At 35.4% G+C, this 18,474-nt stretch carries 19 protein-coding genes; 5 read left to right on the forward strand and 14 right to left on the reverse strand.

What is annotated here, in order from left to right:
- Window positions 1-326: 326 nt before the first annotated feature.
- The 5 genes from IKV95_RS05135 to opp3b form a co-directional block, all read right to left on the reverse strand.
- A complete protein-coding gene (locus tag IKV95_RS05135; RefSeq protein ID WP_287451469.1) occupies window positions 327-1,991 on the reverse strand; it encodes a peptide ABC transporter substrate-binding protein in 1,665 nt (554 codons plus the stop codon).
- Window positions 1,992-2,131: 140 nt separating this feature from the next.
- On the reverse strand, window positions 2,132-3,100 hold the full coding sequence (locus IKV95_RS05140; RefSeq protein ID WP_287451470.1) for an ABC transporter ATP-binding protein: 969 nt from the start codon (window positions 3,098-3,100) through the stop codon (window positions 2,132-2,134).
- Entirely contained in the window at window positions 3,100-4,155 is a 1,056-nt protein-coding gene (locus tag IKV95_RS05145) for an ABC transporter ATP-binding protein (protein ID WP_029091748.1), read from the reverse strand. Before IKV95_RS05145 ends, IKV95_RS05140 begins: the two co-directional genes overlap by 1 nt.
- A 23-nt stretch (window positions 4,156-4,178) precedes the next feature.
- Window positions 4,179-5,201, reverse strand: a complete 1,023-nt coding sequence (gene opp3C, locus IKV95_RS05150; RefSeq protein WP_036027410.1) for an oligopeptide ABC transporter permease — start codon at window positions 5,199-5,201, stop codon at window positions 4,179-4,181.
- The gene (opp3b, locus tag IKV95_RS05155; protein WP_029091746.1) at window positions 5,198-6,127 is read right to left on the reverse strand and encodes an oligopeptide ABC transporter permease; all 930 of its coding nucleotides are present in this window, start codon (window positions 6,125-6,127) and stop codon (window positions 5,198-5,200) included. The genes opp3C and opp3b overlap by 4 nt, the downstream gene beginning before the upstream one ends.
- A 476-nt stretch (window positions 6,128-6,603) precedes the next feature.
- Here opp3b and IKV95_RS05160 point away from each other — a divergent pair, with 476 nt between their 5' ends.
- Window positions 6,604-7,392, forward strand: coding sequence for a hypothetical protein (locus tag IKV95_RS05160; protein ID WP_287451471.1), 789 nt, complete (start codon window positions 6,604-6,606; stop codon window positions 7,390-7,392).
- Between the two features lie 47 nt (window positions 7,393-7,439).
- Here the strand turns inward: IKV95_RS05160 and IKV95_RS05165 are convergent, their stop codons facing one another.
- The 7 genes from IKV95_RS05165 to IKV95_RS05195 all read right to left on the reverse strand — a co-directional run bounded on the left by IKV95_RS05165 (window position 7,440) and on the right by IKV95_RS05195 (window position 12,411).
- Window positions 7,440-8,111 carry a histidine phosphatase family protein gene (locus tag IKV95_RS05165; RefSeq protein ID WP_069120900.1) on the reverse strand — a complete coding sequence of 224 codons (672 nt, stop codon included), beginning with the start codon at window positions 8,109-8,111 and terminating at the stop codon, window positions 7,440-7,442.
- 91 nt (window positions 8,112-8,202) lie between these two features.
- Window positions 8,203-8,817: a GTP pyrophosphokinase gene (locus IKV95_RS05170; RefSeq protein ID WP_036027419.1), complete on the reverse strand. Its 615-nt coding sequence runs from the start codon at window positions 8,815-8,817 to the stop codon at window positions 8,203-8,205.
- A 27-nt stretch (window positions 8,818-8,844) separates the two neighbouring features.
- Window positions 8,845-9,189: a hypothetical protein gene (locus IKV95_RS05175; protein WP_029091742.1), complete on the reverse strand. Its 345-nt coding sequence runs from the start codon at window positions 9,187-9,189 to the stop codon at window positions 8,845-8,847.
- A 149-nt stretch (window positions 9,190-9,338) separates the two neighbouring features.
- Window positions 9,339-9,791, reverse strand: a complete 453-nt coding sequence (locus tag IKV95_RS05180) for an ASCH domain-containing protein (protein ID WP_029091741.1) — start codon at window positions 9,789-9,791, stop codon at window positions 9,339-9,341.
- A 134-nt stretch (window positions 9,792-9,925) separates the two neighbouring features.
- The gene (locus IKV95_RS05185; protein WP_069132787.1) at window positions 9,926-11,230 is read right to left on the reverse strand and encodes an NCS2 family permease; all 1,305 of its coding nucleotides are present in this window, start codon (window positions 11,228-11,230) and stop codon (window positions 9,926-9,928) included.
- 144 nt (window positions 11,231-11,374) lie between these two features.
- A complete protein-coding gene (locus IKV95_RS05190; protein WP_029091739.1) occupies window positions 11,375-11,704 on the reverse strand; it encodes an AzlD domain-containing protein in 330 nt (109 codons plus the stop codon).
- The gene (locus IKV95_RS05195; protein ID WP_232011792.1) at window positions 11,701-12,411 is read right to left on the reverse strand and encodes an AzlC family ABC transporter permease; all 711 of its coding nucleotides are present in this window, start codon (window positions 12,409-12,411) and stop codon (window positions 11,701-11,703) included. The genes IKV95_RS05190 and IKV95_RS05195 overlap by 4 nt, the downstream gene beginning before the upstream one ends.
- 125 nt (window positions 12,412-12,536) lie before the next feature.
- Here IKV95_RS05195 and IKV95_RS05200 point away from each other — a divergent pair, with 125 nt between their 5' ends.
- The 3 genes from IKV95_RS05200 (at window position 12,537) to IKV95_RS05210 (ending at window position 14,804) form a co-directional block, all read left to right on the forward strand.
- Window positions 12,537-13,463, forward strand: a complete 927-nt coding sequence (locus IKV95_RS05200; RefSeq protein ID WP_036027401.1) for a permease — start codon at window positions 12,537-12,539, stop codon at window positions 13,461-13,463.
- A 15-nt stretch (window positions 13,464-13,478) separates the two neighbouring features.
- Window positions 13,479-14,348, forward strand: a complete 870-nt coding sequence (locus tag IKV95_RS05205; RefSeq protein WP_029091736.1) for a TIGR03943 family putative permease subunit — start codon at window positions 13,479-13,481, stop codon at window positions 14,346-14,348.
- Between the two features lie 90 nt (window positions 14,349-14,438).
- Entirely contained in the window at window positions 14,439-14,804 is a 366-nt protein-coding gene (locus IKV95_RS05210; protein ID WP_069120898.1) for a DUF1516 family protein, read from the forward strand.
- A gap of 251 nt (window positions 14,805-15,055) precedes the next feature.
- Here the strand turns inward: IKV95_RS05210 and IKV95_RS05215 are convergent, their stop codons facing one another.
- A complete protein-coding gene (locus tag IKV95_RS05215; RefSeq protein WP_029091734.1) occupies window positions 15,056-15,946 on the reverse strand; it encodes a phosphate ABC transporter substrate-binding protein PstS family protein in 891 nt (296 codons plus the stop codon).
- Window positions 15,947-16,365: 419 nt separating this feature from the next.
- Here IKV95_RS05215 and IKV95_RS05220 point away from each other — a divergent pair, with 419 nt between their 5' ends.
- Entirely contained in the window at window positions 16,366-17,730 is a 1,365-nt protein-coding gene (locus IKV95_RS05220; protein WP_069128952.1) for a L,D-transpeptidase family protein, read from the forward strand.
- A gap of 199 nt (window positions 17,731-17,929) precedes the next feature.
- Here the strand turns inward: IKV95_RS05220 and IKV95_RS05225 are convergent, their stop codons facing one another.
- Window positions 17,930-18,421: a hypothetical protein gene (locus IKV95_RS05225; RefSeq protein WP_287451472.1), complete on the reverse strand. Its 492-nt coding sequence runs from the start codon at window positions 18,419-18,421 to the stop codon at window positions 17,930-17,932.
- Window positions 18,422-18,474: the final 53 nt, after the last annotated feature.

The following is an 18,474-nucleotide window of genomic DNA, read 5'->3' on the forward strand; positions in this document are numbered from 1 at the left end:
TCCTTGTATGCTCATTTCTTCGCAACAATTTCAGCACCCATACTATCCTTGTATGCTCATTTCTTCGCAACAATTTCAGCACCCCTACTATCCTCGTATACGAATAAATTCGCAACGACTTTAACAAAAAACAGCCACACATATATGTGGCTGCTTTAAAGTAAGGATTGGTACTCAATTGCTCTAAGGATTGGTACTCAATTGCTCTATGGATTGGTACTCGCTTTCGCTCCGTCCCATACTGTCCTTGTATGCTCATTTCTTCGCAACAATTTCAGCACCCCTACTATCCTCGTATGCGAATAAATTCGCAACGATGATAGTAATTATTTAATATAAGCTGCTTTTAAGCTGTAATCAGAACCAAAGTTATGACGGTACATATCTTTGATTGCTGGATTTTGAAGAATTGATAATGAACGTTGGTAAATTGGTGCGATTGCAGCATCTTGATTAATCAAGATATCTTGTGCTTTGATGAAGTTTTCCCAACGTTTTTGTGGGTCAGCTGCATCTGTTGTTTTGTTAGCAGTAATTAAAGCATCGTACTCTTTGTTAGAGTAGTTGATGTTAGCGTTTGTTCCGCCAGTTACATATAATTCTAAGAATGTAAGTGGATCTTGGAAGTCAGCTCCCCAACCAGATAATTCCATATCAAAATCAGATTTACTATCTAAATCAACACGGTTGTTAAATGGTACATTTTTAAGGCTAACTGTTAAACCTGGAAGATTTTTTTCCATTTGGTCTTTCATGTACTGTGAAGAAGATTTTGCGTTATCAGTATCATCACTTAATAATTCGATTGTTACTTTATCGCCAATTTCTTTTTGAGCTAATTTCCACTCTTTTTGAGCTGCTTCAACATTATACGTTAAGTATTTGTTTGCTTCTCCAGCTGCTTTAGTAAAATCTTCACCTGTTTTTTCATTTTTAGCTAAACCTTTTGGTACTTGTTGGTCAGCTGCTACAGAACCGTTAGCTAAAATTTGTTTAGCATAAGCTTCTTTGTTATATGATTGAGCGATTGCTTTACGTACGTGTTCATTTGCTAATACAGTATCTTTACCTGCACGTTTTTGGTTGAATTTAAGGTAGAATACTGATGCTTGTGGCACACTGATTCTATCTTTATCATTTGCATATTGTTTAGCGTATTCTGCAGATAGTACAACTGCGTCTGCTTCACCTTTTGTATATAAGTTGATACCTGTTGATGGTTGCTTAACAACGTTAATTTTAGCGTTGTTTAACTTAACATCTTTAGCACCCCAATATTTATCATTTTTTACATATTCCCATGAATCGCCGTTACCATCCCAGTCTTTCATTGTGAAAGGACCGTTATAGATTAAGTTATCACTAGTTTTTGCATAGTTTTTACCTTGTTCTTTAACATATTTTTCATTTTGTGGTTTGAATGTTACAAACGCAAATAATGATTTAGCATATGTAGTTGGACGCTCTAATTTAACTTCAAGCGTTTTATCATCTACAGCTTTAACACCTAATGTGTTAATGTCTTTTTTCTTAGCCATGATATCTGATGCATTAGCAATAAAACCATCAAACATATAAGCATATTGTGAGCCAGTTGCAGGATTTACTGCTTTTCTCCAAGAGTATACAAAATCTTGAGCTGTTACTGGTGTACCATTTGACCATTCAGCGTCATCGCGAATTTTAAATGTATATGTTTTATCATCTGAACTAATTGTTGGTTCTGCTGCTGCAACCCCAAGTTCAAACTTATCATCTTTACCTAATGTGTAAAGACCTTCAAATACTTGATCCATTGCTGTTCCAGATACAACATCAGTAGACATTACAGTATCCATTGTTGCAATTTGTGCTGACTCTAACAAGTTGATTGTTTGGTCTTTTTTGCCTGTTTCTTCTTCTGCTGTACTAGAACCATTACCACATGCCGCAAGTACAAGACCTACGATTAAGACAACTGCTGTTACAACCGATAACTTCAATTTTTTCATTTTATAAATCCTCCTCAAAATTAGATAATACTATTTACAAAGTAATCCGAAGGTTTACTTTTATAGATTTTTCAAATTAATACTAGGCATAATACAAGCACCCAAACTACAGGTGCTTATGAGCCGCCGTTCTATTTTACTTATACTGAAACTTGAGCAATTTTTTTAGCAGCCAATTTCGCACGATAAGTCTCAACTTCATCTGCTTTACAGTAAACAAAGTGACCATTTTCAATTTCACGTAATTGTGCATCATCAGCTTCCACATATTGATGAGCTTTAGCATCATAAATAATACGTTGACGTGTACGCTCATAAATCGGATCTGGAATTGGAATCGCTGATAATAATGATTCAGTATATGGGTGTAATGGTGTTTGATATAAATCATCAGAAGTAGCAAGTTCTAAAATACGACCTGCATACATAACCCCAATACGATCACTGATATATTTAACCATTGATAAATCATGCGCAATAAAGAGGTAAGTTAAATTCTCCTCTAACTGTAATTCTTTTAAAAGGTTAACGACTTGAGCTTGAATTGAAACGTCCAATGCTGAAATTGGTTCATCAGCAATAATAAATTTCGGTTTAACTGCTAAAGCACGAGCGATACCAATACGTTGACGTTGACCACCTGAAAACTCATGAGGGTAACGACTTGCATGATCACGGTTTAAACCTACTCGTTCAAGCAAATCATCAACCATCGCATTACGTTCTTGTTTATCTTTTGCTAATTTATGAATATCGATACCTTCAGCAACAATATCACGAACTGTCATACGTGGATCAAGTGATGCATAAGGATCTTGGAAGATCATTTGCATTTCACGACGAAACGCTAACATTTGCTCGCGTGATTTAACAGCATGAACATCTGTACCTTCAAAATCGACTTCACCACTTGTTGCTTCATAAAGGCGTAAAATTGTACGACCAGTTGTTGATTTTCCACAACCAGATTCTCCAACAAGGCCAAAAGTTTCACCTTCATATATATCAAAAGAGATATCGTTGATGGCACGCACTTCTTTTTTAGTACCTTCGTTAAAATATTGTTTTAACTTCTTAACTTCTAATAATTTACGGCGTTCTTTTTCCATCAAACTCGCACCCCTTCATTTAATTTAGCGAAAACAGCTTGACGACGCTGAATCTCAGCTGGCGCTTCAACCTTCGGTGCATCAGGATGTAATAACCACGTTGCTGCAAAATGAGTGTCAGAAACTTTAAATAGTGGTGGTTTTTGTTCACTATCAATCTTCATTGCAAATTCATTACGTGCAGCAAAAGCATCACCTTTAGGTGGAATCAATAAATCCGGCGGTGAGCCTGGAATCGCGTAAAGAGATTCTGTGCTTGACTCTAAGCTAGGCATAGAGCTAATTAAGCCCCAAGTATAAGGATGTTTAGGATTGTAGAAAATTTCATCTACTGTTCCAATTTCAACAATTTCTCCTGCATACATTACAGCTACACGATCAGCAATACTTGCCACAACACCTAAATCATGTGTAATAAAAATAACAGCTGTGCCTGTTTTTTCTTGAATTTCTTTAAGTAATTCAAGAATTTGAGCTTGGATTGTTACATCCAATGCTGTTGTTGGCTCATCAGCAATCAATACTTCTGGATCACATGCTAGTGCAATTGCAATAACAACACGTTGACGCATACCACCTGAGTATTGATGTGGGTATTCTTTCAAACGTTTTTCTGCGTCTGGAATTCCTACTAATTCTAATAATTCAATTGCGCGACTACGTGCAGCATCACGGTTCATACCTTGATGTTTACGTAATGGTTCCATAATCTGTTTACCAATTGGGATTGTTGGGTTTAAAGAAGTCATTGGGTCTTGGAAAATCATTGCGATTTCTTTACCGCGGACTTTTTGCATTTTTTTCTCGCTATATTTAACAAGATCATTGCCTTTAAACTTAATGCTACCATTGGTAATTTCTGAGTTACGCGGAGGTAATAACCCCATTATTGCTTTAGAAGATACTGATTTTCCTGAACCAGACTCTCCAACAATTGCGAGTGTTTCACCTTTATATAGTTCAAAACTGACACCTCGAATGGCTCTAACTTCCCCAGCAAACGTGTGGAATGAGACATTGAGATTATCAACCTCTAAAATCTTTGATTTATCCATTGATACAACCTCTATTCTTTAAATTAATCACGCATTTTCGGGTCAAATGCATCGCGTAAACCGTCTGCAATTAAGTTAAACACAATCATAATCAAACAGATAACGAATGCAGGATACACAATTTGATACGGTAAGAAGCGCAATGACTTATAGCCTTCTTCAATTAATGTTCCTAATGATGCTGTCGGTGGTTGTAACCCAATACCGATGAAACTTAAGAAAGCTTCAAAGAAAATCGCATCAGGAATAGTGAACATCGTGTTAATAATGATAACACCTGACAAGTTAGGAATTAAGTGCTTAAAGAGAATTCCTGACGTTGGTTTACCCATTGCTTGTGCTGCCAATACAAACTCTTGTTGTTTCAGCATTAAAACTTGTGCCCTTACTACCCTAGCCATATTAATCCAACCTGTTATCGCAATAGCGATAATGATTGCATTTAAGCCTGGTTTCATAATAAGAAGCATTAGGATAACAACGACAAGGTTAGGAATCCCTGAGATTATTTCAATGATACGTTGCATAAAGTTGTCGACTCGTCCGCCTACATAACCTGATACCATACCGTATGTAACACCTACTGCCAAACTAATAATTGTTGCTATTAAAGCAATATATAAAGAGATACGTGTTCCTTCCCAAGTACGTGAAAAGAGGTCACGTCCAAGTGAATCTGTTCCGAACCAGTAATAATCTTTTACATTATTTTCTTTGTAAACATCTGTTTCTGTTCCAGCAAGCTCTTGTTTACCATTCCAAAAAGGCATATTTTCAAAACCTTGCACTTTAGGTGGTAAGTTTGAGTGTTCAACATTTTGATCGTTTGGCGCGTGAGGTGACATCCATGGCCCAGCAATCGCCATAAGCACAACAAGTACTAAGATCACTAAACTCACAATTGCTGCTTTGTTTTTTCTAATTCGCATCCAGCTATCCTGCATCGCAGTTAAGCTTGGACGTGAGATTTTTTCGCTTTTTTCAGTACTAATTCCAACTTGTTCAAACATTTCAGAAGGAATATTATCATTTTTCTTATATGTCATGCTTTATTTCCTCCTAAACGAATTCTAGGATCAATGATTCCGTAAAGAATATCAGTGATTAAAATAACAGATACAAGCAGCGCAGAGTAGAGCAGCGTTGTCCCCATAATTACTGAGTAGTCATTTAATTGAATCGCTTTAACAAATTGCTCACCAATACCTGGTATCGCATAGATTTGTTCAATAACCATTGAGCCTGTCATTAAACCGACTGCAAGTGGTCCTAAAACCGTAATAAGCGGAATTAAGGCATTACGAATCGCATGTTTAAAAGCAACTGCTGGTGCAGAGTTACCTTTTGCTTTTGCCAGTAAGATATAATCAGATCCAAGTACATCGATTAGTTCGGTTCGCATATACCTCGCGGCAATTGCTAACGGGAACATCATCAGTGCAATCGTTGGCAGAATGGTGTATTCTGGTCCATTCCAAAATGCAACTGGTAATAAGCCTAATTTAACAGCAATAAAATACTGTAATAGCGCGGCAAATACAAATGAAGGAATTGATTTACCTACAATTGCGATAAATGTACTTGTAGTATCAGCCCAAGTGTTTTGGAAGATAGCTGCAACACATCCTAGTATGATACCAATAACAGTACCAAATACAAGCGCTTGAATACCTAATTGAATTGAAGGCGAGATACGTGCCATAATCAGAGCTGTTACACTTTGACCTTGGAATTGGTAACTTGTCCCTAAATCAAACTGCATTAAGTTCACAATGTAATTCCAATATTGTACCATCAATGGTTTATCTAAACCATAATGAGCAATAATAGCTGCTTTCTGTGTCGCTGAAAGTTTCTCTTGCGCACTGAAAGGTGTTCCTGGTAAAAACTTCATCAAGAAAAATGTCGCTGATGCAATAATGAAAAGTGTGATTAACATGTATAGAACACGTTTTAGAATATATCTTGCCATCTTAGTCCTCCTGTTGATTGATTAAATCAAAAATTCTGAAAATACCGATAAAAGTAAGAGAAAAACGCCTCGTTCTTTTGGTAATAGGTCTATTATATACTAAACCTTTTAGCATGACAATCAACTTTTTTTCTGTATATTTCTTAAAATTACCGATTAATTATACATATATTTTTTTATCGCATACCCAAAAACATTGAAAAATCAACAATCAATGCTAAAAAAATATTGAATGGGCTTTTTTTATCTACTCGTAATATACAAAAACCTGTATATCTGTGTTTTAAATTTTGTAAAAAAATTCGACAATTCAATTTATTCAATTTACTTAAACCTTGTCATTCCTTTATTACCAAGGTTTTTACTCATAACTTTTAGTAATTCTTTTTTGACGACTTCCCTGCAAACATTCAATTGCTTTTATCCGACTCAAATATTTGCTACACTAGTAGCTATATAAGAAAGAAGGTATGTTGATGGACGACCTTATAAAAAGCGGTCAGATAACGTTAGAACACTCTGCCCATTGGACAATTATTTTCAAACAACTATCTAGTATCCTGATAATGTTAATCGCAGTTATCATTTTATTTTCACTCACTGTATTTTTTAAAAAATTTATTAATTATTTTGTAAAACGAAAAATTTTTTCATACATAATATCAAGCATTATCTTCCTAGCAGCAACTGGTGTGTTTTTAACAGTTTATATCAATGCTATGGTAGAAAGTGAAAATATGAATCAAAAGGTGTTACTAGCTGAAAAATGGAAAAAAGAAAAAGGGATTCCTTATATTAATAACCTCCCTTTACAACAACAGCTCCTATTTTCTTATGAAGAAGTGAAAGGAAAGGTGTCTGCAGATAACTTTATTGATTCTAGCACACTACTTCCTGCATCTATACCTGGTCGGACTGATGAAAATGATGCAAATCTAATCGATAGTAGTCGTATGGTCAATTTAATAAAAGGGGAACGTGTTAAATTTACATATGCGCTGGATGGCCAGCTCGTATCCGAAACAGGTTGGACTTCCGTACACTTCCAGCCTAACGAAAGTTTTCTTTTCCTAAGCTGGGATAACGATCGTTATATTACATTTAAACGGTTGCAAAAAGATATCGGTAACGGACTCAACGCAGGCATTTACGATATTAAAATTTATTTACCTCATAGTGATTTAGAAAAACTATTCGGCAATAAAGTTCCTGACGTTAAAGTTTCATCTGATGATGCTACTTCTGTAAAAGAAGAAAAAAAATAAAAACGCGGCGCTCAAGTCTACTGTATCAATTGAGCACTGCGTTTTTTTTATTTTTTAAAGTGTGATGTATCGTTAATTTTTTCAGCTTTAAATAAACCTTGTTCATAACTTAAAATAGAAACACTCGCATTATCCAACACAAATTGTTCCGTTATCGATGGATCTAATTCATGGATAATATTTCGAATGGTAACACCATGTGCAACAATAAAAATATTACCACCTTGAGCACGATGACGATTAATAATATCTAAAAACCCTTGCTCTACTCGTGACCAGAACATTTGAAAATCTTCAGCATCACCTGTCGGATCTGCCGCACGTGTTGCATTGAGAATTTCTCGAACAGATGATTGACTAAAAAGTTCTTGCTCATTAGATAAACCGCGTTGTGCAGCTATTTCTCCCCAAGCATATTTCCCATCAAGTCCTTCGAATGAACCAAAAAATGTTTCTCGAAATTCTGGTCGTTGTTCTAACTGTAAACCGTAAGCATGTTTATTTTCTGTTAACATTGCATTTGCAGTCGCAACTGTTCTTTGTAAGTCGCTTGAATAGGCTGCAATAAACTCAACATCGCTGAGTCCTCTTCCACTTGCTTTAACATTTTCCAATCCCTCCGGTGTAAGCGGAGCATCAGACCATCCTTGCATTCGACCATATTTATTTAAATATGTTTGACCGTGACGTATAAAATAAAGAGATAATTTTTTAGTCATACTAACCAACCCTTCTTCACTTATAATGTTATCGCTTACTCTATTATACCGTTTAATAGCACTTTGTATCAAGTTTTTGAATAGGTTGGTATTATGATTCCTTAATACGATTATTAATAGTTAACATTCTATCATCAAGTTCATTGACAATATTTGCTGTTTTAGTCAGTTCATCAATCAAACCATCTGGCACTTCTTTATCAAATTTATAATAAATTTTATGTTCGAGACTTGCCCAAAAATCCATAGCGATTGTTCGCAACTGAATTTCAACCTCCATCAACTCCATACCACCCTTTAGGAAAATTGGTATTTCAACAATAATATGGAAGCTACGATAGCCGTTTGCTTTTGGTTTACCGACATAATCTTTAATTTTCTTTACTTTTACATCAGTTTGTTGAGACAACATTGTGAAAATTTTATCTATGTCAGAAGTAAAAGCACAAATCACTCTAACACCTGCCATATCATGAATGTGTTCACGTGCCGATCGGGCAGTGAACGGGATTCCTTTACGTTCAAGTTTTTTAGAAATACTTTCAATTGATTTCACACGTGATTTAATGTGCTCAATCGGGTTCCCTTCATCTAAGTGTTGACATTCCTCATTTAAAATTTTAAGTTTTGTTGTAATTTCATCAAGTGCGAATTGATTCCACAATAGTAATTGGCGCCATTCTTTAAGTTCCTCTACTGGTGGCATTGACTTCACGATATGTACCCTCCTTTTTTATAAATGCGTTTGCATGCGTGATTGTTGTTCAATATCAAGCATCAAACTAATCTTTTCAGCAATTTTATGTTGTGCCTCATAATACCATTCTTGTTCTACTGACCATTCAGTAAAACGACCACTAAGCGCTTCAATACTAACGCCAATAAAACGTGCAATCTTATTTAAACTTTCATTATAGTTCATTGGTGATAATTTCATTCCTGCTAATAACTTCATAACAATATTTTGTTTTAGTCCAACTTTATTTGTAAAGTATTGTGGTGTCATTTCCATACTATCTATATATGTTGTTAAATTGTATGCTAACGCATTTCTTTGTGATTCCGTTTTAATTTTCATAATTTTCCTCCTGTGGGAATGTGATGTTATCTCTTGTTATACTAATCATAGCATTCAATTATGTTAAAACTATGATGAAAGAATGACAAAACAGGAAGAATTCAAAGAAAAAAGAATGCGATTGCACTCTTTTAAAAAACAAATTCATATTATTTATAAACGACTTTAAATGTCTCCAACACAACACCCATTTTTTCAGTAAATGGCAAATCAACACTACCAAGCTCTTTAATGAAATAATCGCGATGTGCTTCACGCCAATATTCTAAACTACGATCACCTTCACCTTCTAAATAAGCAAATTCCGCTGTTACATCTTCAAAATAAACAACCTTCACATCTGTTGTTTCAATAATAGCAACCGCTTCACCTTTACCATCAACAATAACATTCAACAAACCTGGATAAGGTAATGCATTATCATCTTCATAAAGATCATAGGCAGATGCTGTCGCTGTTTTGATCCCCTTAACTACAAGTTCACTCAATTCATCAGCCATTTTTTCTGAATCACCAAACGGCCATGCTGCGTAATCATCACCAATCGATGGATTATCTTTTTTATAGGTAGACCACATATTTTCAACTGATTGATCGTTCATTTATAACGCTCCTCTATTTTGGATGGATAAACAACAATTTATTGCTCCACTAGCCTTAATAGTTCCATTATACTTTAATCATTTATAATAATCAAAAAGCCCTTGATATGAAATCAAGGGCTCACTCTTTCAATCTATTGTAGAATAAACGCGAAATATAGAATAAACAATACCATCAAAACATACATTAATGGATGTACTTCTTTTCCTCGTTTTGCTACCAGCATTGTAATCGGATAGAAAATAAAGCCAATTGCAATCCCTTCAGCAATACTGTAGGTAAGTACCATCATGATGATTGTAAAGAAAGCAGGTGTTGCAATTTCAAATTTCGTCCATTCAATATGACGAACATTACCTAACATCATAATCCCTACGATAACCAATGCCGGCGCTGTAACTGCCGATGTAATAACTGATAATAAAGGCGAGAAGAAAATCGAGACTCCAAACATGATAGCAACTACAACTGCCGTTAAACCTGTTCGACCACCTACCGATGCGCCAGAAGCTGATTCAACATAAGCAGTTGTCGTTGAAGTACCGAACACCGCACCCACTGTTGTTGCTGCTGCATCTGCAAATAATGCACGCCCAGCACGTGGAATTTCATTTTTTTCATTAACAAGACCTGCTTGTGTAGCCACTGCAACTAATGTTCCCGCTGTATCAAAGAAATCAACAAAGAAGAACGTTAGGATAACTACCAGCATTTGCCAAGTGAAAATGTTCGGTAAATTAATAATCGCTTGTCCAAATGTCGAAGAAACATCTGGTACCGCACCCACGATTGCTGTTGGCGTTGAAATTACACCTGTAATCATACCGATGACAGCCGTGGCTACCATACCGATAAAAATACCACCGTTAACTTTTGCCGTTACTAATACAATAGAAAGTACAATACCAAAAACAGCTAAGAGCACAGCACCGTTATGTAGATCACCTAGACCTACTGCTGTCGCTTCATTTGGAACGATAATTTTCGCATTTTGTAAACCTAGGAAGGCAATAAACAAACCAATTCCTGCTGAAACTGAATATTTCATAACGCCAGGTATCATGTTAACAATTTTTTCGCGAATACCTGAAGCTGTTAATAACATAAAAACAACACCGGAAACAAAAACACCTGATAAAGCCGTTTGCCATGGAATGCCCCATGCACCTGCTACGGTAAAAGCAAAAAAGGCATTCAGACCCATACCTGGAGCTAAAGCGATTGGAAAGTTTGCAAACAATCCCATAAACAACGTTCCAACGATTGCCGCTAATACAGTTGCCACAAACACAGCACCTTTATCCATCCCCGCGATCGCAAGTAAGCTTGGATTGACAGCTAAAATATAAGCCATCGCTAAAAAAGTTGTTAACCCTGCTATAATTTCAGTTTTAATTGTTGTGCCATTTTCTTTCAGTTTAAAAAATTTGTCTAACAAACTGTTCACCCCTAGTTGATTTATATTCGTTCATTACCTTTATGAATAATACCACTTACACAGTATACATCCAAACACGAACGTTTTCAACCTTTTTTGAGTTTTCGTTAGCTTTTTAACATGTTTACGCTTCCAATAAAACGTTTATCCGAAAAGTAAGCGTAAAATAAACATAAACAAGATACCTGCAATTACAGTTATTAATAAATTTTTTGTTTTAAATGCGATTAAGAACGTCAAAATAGTGGCCATAATACTCACACCACTCAAATGATAGCCTCGAGAGCCTTCTTGCGTCACAATGCTGCTAATAACGAGCGCGATAAAAAGACAGATCGGCACATAATTTAACCACCGAATCACAATGATCGGTAGTTCGAATTTAGAGGATAACATAAATGGTACTAACCGCGGAATTGATGTCACTACCATCGCTGCGATTATTACCAAGATAAACCACCATGAAGTTGTCATTTTTCTCTTCTCACTCCCATCATCGCACCAATAATCGTGCTTACTAATACTGCTAAACTACTTGGCATCACTGCCATAAAAACAAACATTCCAATAAACGTTGTGGCAACAGCCTCTAAATTAGCGCGTAACTTGCTACGTTCAACAAGTTCTAACTGTAAAACTAACAACGCTATAAACATTGCTACTAAAGCAAAATCCAATCCTAACACTTCAGGATTTTTAATCCAATTACCTATTAGAGCACCTACAAGACAAGAAATAATCCAAACAATATAAGCTGTAATATTTAAACCCATCAGCCACTGTTTTCTAAGCGGTTCATTACGATTTTTTGCATACTTAATAACCGCCACACCGAATGATTCATCTGTCAATAAAAAGCCTAGTCCTAAACGAACCAATAGGGATTCATGTTTAAAGTGAGGAGCAATTGTCATACTTAACAACAAAAAACGAATATTAACAACGGCAACGGTAAGTATAATAGTAAAAAACGGTGCACCTACAGCAATCAATCCCGTCATCACCATTTGAGCTGCACCCGCATAAACAAAAATCGCTAACAACGTTACTTCTAGAACACTTAAATTAGATGCGGTTCCAATGATACCACATGCTAAACCGATACTTATATATCCCAACAATGTGGGTAAACAATCAATAATGCCTTCTTTAAAGTAATTAGGCTGTTCTACTGCCTTCATAATGTGTTCCCTCATTTCTATGTATATACTCTTCATATTAACATGTGTTCATATTATTTTCACTTTACTTTTTAGGCTGAATAAGAGTAAACTAGCACTACTTATAAATAAAGGATGTGGCTTCGTTGTTCCAATCACTCCCCCATTCATTTTTACAAATGAATACTATCTTCATCTCCATTTTAATTGAGGCACTCCCTTTCGTTTTAATTGGTGCTTTTATATCTGGTTTTATACAATCTTTTTTATCTGAAAAATTTATCGCACGAATTATACCTAAAAATAAATTCTTAGGTGTTCTGTTTGGCTCTTCACTTGGCGTCGCTTTTCCTTCTTGTGAATGCGGCATCGTACCTATTGTGCATCGTCTTAACAAAAAAGGCGTGCCCATTCACACAGGTGTAGCTTTCATGTTAACAGCACCTATTGTTAATCCCATCGTTGTCATGTCAACTTATATTGCATTTGGTAATACTTGGGAAATCCCTATACTGCGTGTAGTAGGTAGTCTTGTTGTTTCAATCGTAGTCGGAACGTTAATTGCCTATTTTTACAAAGGTGAAGGTCTTCGAAAAGTTGTAGAAAAAAAATTAAATGCTAAAGAACATGGCCATACAGGCCATCATCACCATCACTCTTCATCTCAAAAAGAAACAATCGGGCAAAAATTATGGCATGCTTCACAACATTCTGTCGATGAATTTTTCACTGTTGGTAAATACCTCGTGTTCGGTTCGCTTCTTGCCGCAGCCATGCAAGTCTATGTTAAGACATCCATTTTAACAACTCTTGGCGACAACAAATTAATGGCCATCCTAGTAATGATTGTCTTAGCATTCCTATTATCACTTTGCTCTGAAGCCGATGCTTTTATTGCCGCATCATTCCGCGGATTGTTTCCACAATCGGCAATTGTTGCATTCCTAGTGTTTGGTCCAATGATTGATTTCAAAAATATTTTAATGATGATCAATGCTTTCAAGACAAAACTCACAGCATACATTGTCGTTTCTACCACTGTAGTAACAATTATATACGCTCTTGTAATATAGAAAGGAGGTTCACTAATGTTTCGTGTTTTTATTTTATATGGTTACGCCGGTTTAATGACATATTTACATGTTAGTGGTAATTTGAACCAATATATCAATATGAATTATGCCTATCTAAGTTTAATTGCACTTTTTGGTTCTTTATTGCTTGGAACAATCCAATTAATTATGGTTTTTAGAGATGAGGATGCCGCCGCTCATAAACACCAAACACCTCTAACTCATGGCCCTGATGAACATGTTCATTTAGGCGAGAATACGTGGTGGAAAAAAGTATTGGTTTATTCCTTACTATTTTATCCATTATTAGCAGGTTTCACTTTTCCTAAAGCCTCATTGGATTCAAATATAGTATCGGCAAAAGGTTTTAAATTTCCCACTAATGAGGATGCCGTTGGTGATTCGTTCGTGCGTAATCAATACCTCAAACCTGATACAAGTTTTTACTATAATAAAGAAGATTATGAAGCGACAATGAACAAAGATCTCAAACCGTATTTAAAACAGGACACCATTGTTTTAGACGAGAAAAACTATCTAACAGTTATGGAATTGATATATGATTATCCCGAAATATTTGAAGGGAAAAAATTGACTATCAACGGATTTGCTTATGTTGATAACAAAGTAAAATCTGCCAAAAATCAGATGTTCTTATTCCGTTTTGGTGTTATACATTGTATTGCTGATTCAGGAGTATTTGGAATGTTACTAAATCTTCCTGATGATAAAACATATAAAGATGACACCTGGCTTAGCGTAACAGGCGTTATTGGCACAGAATTTTATGCACCTTTCAAACAAAGCATCCCAACATTGAAAGTTGAAAAACTATCTGAAATTAAAACGCCGAAAGATAAATACGTTTATCGGGACTATTACTAGATTGTTTTCGGTCATAAGTTGCATTTAAAGTTAATACTCTGTACACTAAATGTGTTCGTGTATCTCATTAATTTTATAGGAGTGACTTAAATGTTTAAAACTTTTTTATCTATTCATGCTTCATCTTGGGCAGTATTAGTGGTATTACTTATCGTTACAGCGATTCTCTACAGCAATAATAAAATTAAGGTCGGCACAATTACACACATGATTTTACGTTTAATGTATATCATAATGCTTGTTACTGGAATTGGAATGCTCTCATTAGCGATTCAAAACAGTGGCATGACCAGCTTTACTTGGACATTTTTAGGCAAGGCAGTCCTTGCGATTTTAATGATTGGTGTAACAGAAATGTTATTAGTTCGCATTAAAAAACAAAAAACCAGCATGAAAATGTGGATTATTGACAGCGTCTTACTCATCGCTGTATTAGGAATCGGTTTTTCGTTTTAATTGAAAGTGAAAAACAATACAAATGGAGTATTACCTTTATTTTTTCGACAAACAAAAAACCACCTAAAAGGTGGTTTCAGATTGTAGACAAAGTCTCGAAAAACTACTTTTTTTGAAGATGATTTAAGCGACTTTGACTACAATATGAGAAGGCTGAATAGAAATGCTGTTATAGTAGGAAGACGACCTAGAACAGTGTTTATCTTCAGTCTCAAGCCACCTGAAAGGTGGCTTTTCGTTTATATGTGACATTATTTATCTGTTACTTTACCATCTACTGAACGTTCAACTTTCATTGCGTTAACTGATGAGTAACCTAAGTCAGATACAGCACCTTTTTGAATTTCATCAGATAACATAAATTTGATGAAAGCTTTTGTTTGTGCATTTGCATCTTTTTTAGTGTACATGTGTTCGTAAGCCCAAATTTTCCAATCGTTTGTTTGAACATTAGCTTCGGTTGGTTCTACTTTATCGACTGTAAGAGCAGTTACTGAATCATCGAAGTACGAGAATGCTAGGTAGCTAATTGCACCCGGTGTTTTTCCAACCATTTGACGAACAGTACCTGAGTTATCTTGTTCTTGTGCTTTGACAGAGTCTTTACCATCAAGTCCCCATTTTTCGAAAGTTGCACGTGTTCCTGAACCCTCAGCACGGTTGATAACAGTAATCTCTAAATCTTTTCCACCGACTTCTTTCCAGTTTTTAATTTTACCTGTAAAGATACCGATAAGTTGTTCTTTAGAGATATCTTTCACGCCAGTATCTTTATTTACGATTGGCCCCATTCCAACGACCGCTACTTTATTATCTTTAATTTTATCAGTTGGAACACCTTCTTTTTCTTCAGCGAAAACATCTGAATTACCAACATCGACTGTACCAGCTGCGATTTGACTAAGTCCTTGACCACTACCGCCACCTTGAACATTAACCGTCACTTTACTATTTTCTTTAGTAAATGCTTTCCCAGCTTCTTCTGCTAAAGGTTGTAGCGCTGACGAACCAACAGCCGTGATTGTTCCTGAAAGATCTTTACTCTCTTTATCTGAATCTGATGAAGCCCCTCCATTACCACATGCTGCCAATACTAAACTTGCACTCATTGCTATAGCCATAAAGCCGATTGTTTTTTTCATATTTTACACTCCATTTCTGTTTTGGTGTTCCTTACATTTATTACTATAACGAAAATTTGTAAAGATGAAATAAAGGTCATGTATCGTTTTTGTAAAGGTTGTGTAAAGTTGATAATATTCTCAATGTTAAATTGGAAGAGTTTAAAATACTGCTACTTGTAAAACTATATGTGAAAGAACAACGCCAAAGACATTAATACTCCAACTTATATTATGATTCTATCAATGGCTGTTTTGTAGAGCGATAAAATAACGCTTTTCTTCCTATATAATATCTATCATTCGAAAAAATATAACGCTTTATGAAAATATGTAGCGTTACTGTTTTTTGATTTATCTCTTTAAAAATGGTATCCTATATTAACCTTTGTAACTAGAGTCTGACTACTAGTTTGCTAAGTGAAAGGAGCGGTTTTATAATGAATAAAATTTTAAGAAACAGCCTTATCGCGCTTTTATTTGTCTTAATTGCGGTATACGGCATTGTAACCTACACATACAATTCAAAATTTTTACCAAACACCACTTTGAATGGAGTGGCCATTAACGGATTAACAACGGATGATGCAAACACCACATTAGCCAAGAATTTTCAAACAAAAAAATATCACTTAATCGAAGATGATAAGACACGTTTTACATTGACTGGAAGCCAGTTAGGTTTTAATGGTGATTTCAAAAAAACACTAACAACTGCGATGGCAGACCAAAATGCCTTTGCTTGGCCAATTGCACTTTTTACTAAGCAAAAAATCACTGCAGAAAACACAACAAATATGCTTAATCAAAAACAGTTGACCGCTACTTTAAATAAACTAGATATAAACGCTGGTGAGCGTACTGCTTCAAAAAATGCGAGCATAACAAAAAATGACAACTCTTTTCAAATAAAAAAAGAATCTTATGGTAACATAATTGATGAAAAAGCGCTTGAAAAAACAATAATTTCACAGGTTTCAGATAATAACACCACCATTAAACTTGATAAACTCTACATTAAACCTACATTATTAAGCAGTGATTCAAAGTTAACTGAAAGTCTTGAAAAATTATCAGCTTTAAAAGATAAAAAAATCAAATTGGCGATCAGTAAAAACGAAGTTGTTATTCCTCAAAAGGTAATGTTACAAGCTCTTACAGTAACAAATACAGGAGAACCAACAACTGACGAGACTGTTTTGAAAAATTACGTGACTAGTTTATCAAAAAAATACGATACAAATGATACTGCACGTTCATTTAAAAGTACAAAAAAAGGTGAAATCACCACAGCATCAACTGGAACATATGGATGGTCTCTTAATACTTCTGATACAGAAAAGAAGATTTCTAACGCCATCTTAGCAGGTAAAGATACCACTATTCAACCTTTACATTACGGTTCAGGTTATGGTGAAAATGATCATTCTATCTCTGGTAATTACGTTGAAATTGATATTGCTGCTCAACATATGTGGTTTTATCAAGATAACAAATTAGTGGTTGATACGCCAGTCGTTACCGGAAATGCTAAAAAGAACCACGATACTCCAAAAGGTGTTTTCGCAGTTTGGAAAAAAGAACGTAATGCAACATTGGTAGGCGAAGATTATAAACAGCCTGTTTCTTACTGGTTGCCAATCGATTGGACAGGCGTCGGTATTCATGATGCAAACTGGCGACCAAAATTTGGTGGTGACATATATAAAACAAGTGGTTCACACGGTTGTATTAACACACCTCCAGATGTAATGAAAAAAATCTATGAGACTATTTCTGAAGGAACACCCGTTGTTGTATACTAAAAAAACTGAAAAAACGCGCTTAACTTTAAGCTTTCACATCAGGAGCAGCCTACCTTAACCAGGTAGCTGCTTTTTTTGCAGTCATTTGGTTAAAATATTGGATTGTAAGTGATCAAGTACGCAAAATAAACAGCTACCAAAAGATAGCTGCTTAACGACTTTACTTTAAATTACTTTAGTTAAATCTACTCTTCTTTTCCTATTCCGCAATATCGGTTGTTGATGCTTTTGTTAATTCCCAATTGATCACAGATGTGAACGCTCTTGTTTCTGTCGCACCAGTATATTTTAAAGCAGCTTTTACTCTACCCTCATTTTCACCAACATCATGAGTTGCTTCAGCGACTACTTCTGTAGCATCAGTATTAGATAATTCTGATGTACCAATCCTTAATGAACGTGTTGTATCAGCATCTCCCAATTTTGCAGTGATTGTATAACCATTCGTTGTTCCAGAATAATCCGTCACTTTAAAGTTGATGACTTGATCATCAAAATTAACAACAGGTGCTAATTCTTTTTTTCCGAAATTAGTTGTTGCATCAACTTCTAATGTTACCTCACCCTGTGTGATTTCTGAATTCACAATTGTTTCACCATTCGTATTATCTGCTGCACTAACGCTACTTACGAATGAGAACGCCATCATTCCCCCACATATTACGCTACCTGTCTTCATTAATTTATTCATCTTAATCTCTCCTATTCTTCAATTTTTTTTTGTGTGTTCGGTTGTAAGTTCCA

This window comes from Brochothrix sp., from assembly GCF_017549435.1.
Classification (GTDB): domain Bacteria; phylum Bacillota; class Bacilli; order Lactobacillales; family Listeriaceae; genus Brochothrix; species Brochothrix thermosphacta.

What these genes read in the sequence shown, in the direction of transcription:
- IKV95_RS05195 (WP_232011792.1), bottom strand. Translation starts at nt 12,411, where the DNA reads ATGAAGGCAGTAGAACAGCCTAATTACTTTAAAGAAGGCATTATTGAT.
- IKV95_RS05220 (WP_069128952.1), top strand. Translation starts at nt 16,366, where the DNA reads ATGAATAAAATTTTAAGAAACAGCCTTATCGCGCTTTTATTTGTCTTA.
- IKV95_RS05160 (WP_287451471.1), top strand. Translation starts at nt 6,604, where the DNA reads ATGGACGACCTTATAAAAAGCGGTCAGATAACGTTAGAACACTCTGCC.
- IKV95_RS05140 (WP_287451470.1), bottom strand. Translation starts at nt 3,100, where the DNA reads ATGGAAAAAGAACGCCGTAAATTATTAGAAGTTAAGAAGTTAAAACAA.
- IKV95_RS05225 (WP_287451472.1), bottom strand. Translation starts at nt 18,421, where the DNA reads ATGAATAAATTAATGAAGACAGGTAGCGTAATATGTGGGGGAATGATG.
- IKV95_RS05215 (WP_029091734.1), bottom strand. Translation starts at nt 15,946, where the DNA reads ATGAAAAAAACAATCGGCTTTATGGCTATAGCAATGAGTGCAAGTTTA.
- opp3b (WP_029091746.1), bottom strand. Translation starts at nt 6,127, where the DNA reads ATGGCAAGATATATTCTAAAACGTGTTCTATACATGTTAATCACACTT.
- IKV95_RS05180 (WP_029091741.1), bottom strand. Translation starts at nt 9,791, where the DNA reads ATGAACGATCAATCAGTTGAAAATATGTGGTCTACCTATAAAAAAGAT.
- IKV95_RS05135 (WP_287451469.1), bottom strand. Translation starts at nt 1,991, where the DNA reads ATGAAAAAATTGAAGTTATCGGTTGTAACAGCAGTTGTCTTAATCGTA.
- IKV95_RS05205 (WP_029091736.1), top strand. Translation starts at nt 13,479, where the DNA reads ATGTTTCGTGTTTTTATTTTATATGGTTACGCCGGTTTAATGACATAT.
- IKV95_RS05190 (WP_029091739.1), bottom strand. Translation starts at nt 11,704, where the DNA reads ATGACAACTTCATGGTGGTTTATCTTGGTAATAATCGCAGCGATGGTA.
- IKV95_RS05145 (WP_029091748.1), bottom strand. Translation starts at nt 4,155, where the DNA reads ATGGATAAATCAAAGATTTTAGAGGTTGATAATCTCAATGTCTCATTC.
- opp3C (WP_036027410.1), bottom strand. Translation starts at nt 5,201, where the DNA reads ATGACATATAAGAAAAATGATAATATTCCTTCTGAAATGTTTGAACAA.
- IKV95_RS05210 (WP_069120898.1), top strand. Translation starts at nt 14,439, where the DNA reads ATGTTTAAAACTTTTTTATCTATTCATGCTTCATCTTGGGCAGTATTA.
- IKV95_RS05170 (WP_036027419.1), bottom strand. Translation starts at nt 8,817, where the DNA reads ATGCCACCAGTAGAGGAACTTAAAGAATGGCGCCAATTACTATTGTGG.
- IKV95_RS05175 (WP_029091742.1), bottom strand. Translation starts at nt 9,189, where the DNA reads ATGAAAATTAAAACGGAATCACAAAGAAATGCGTTAGCATACAATTTA.
- IKV95_RS05165 (WP_069120900.1), bottom strand. Translation starts at nt 8,111, where the DNA reads ATGACTAAAAAATTATCTCTTTATTTTATACGTCACGGTCAAACATAT.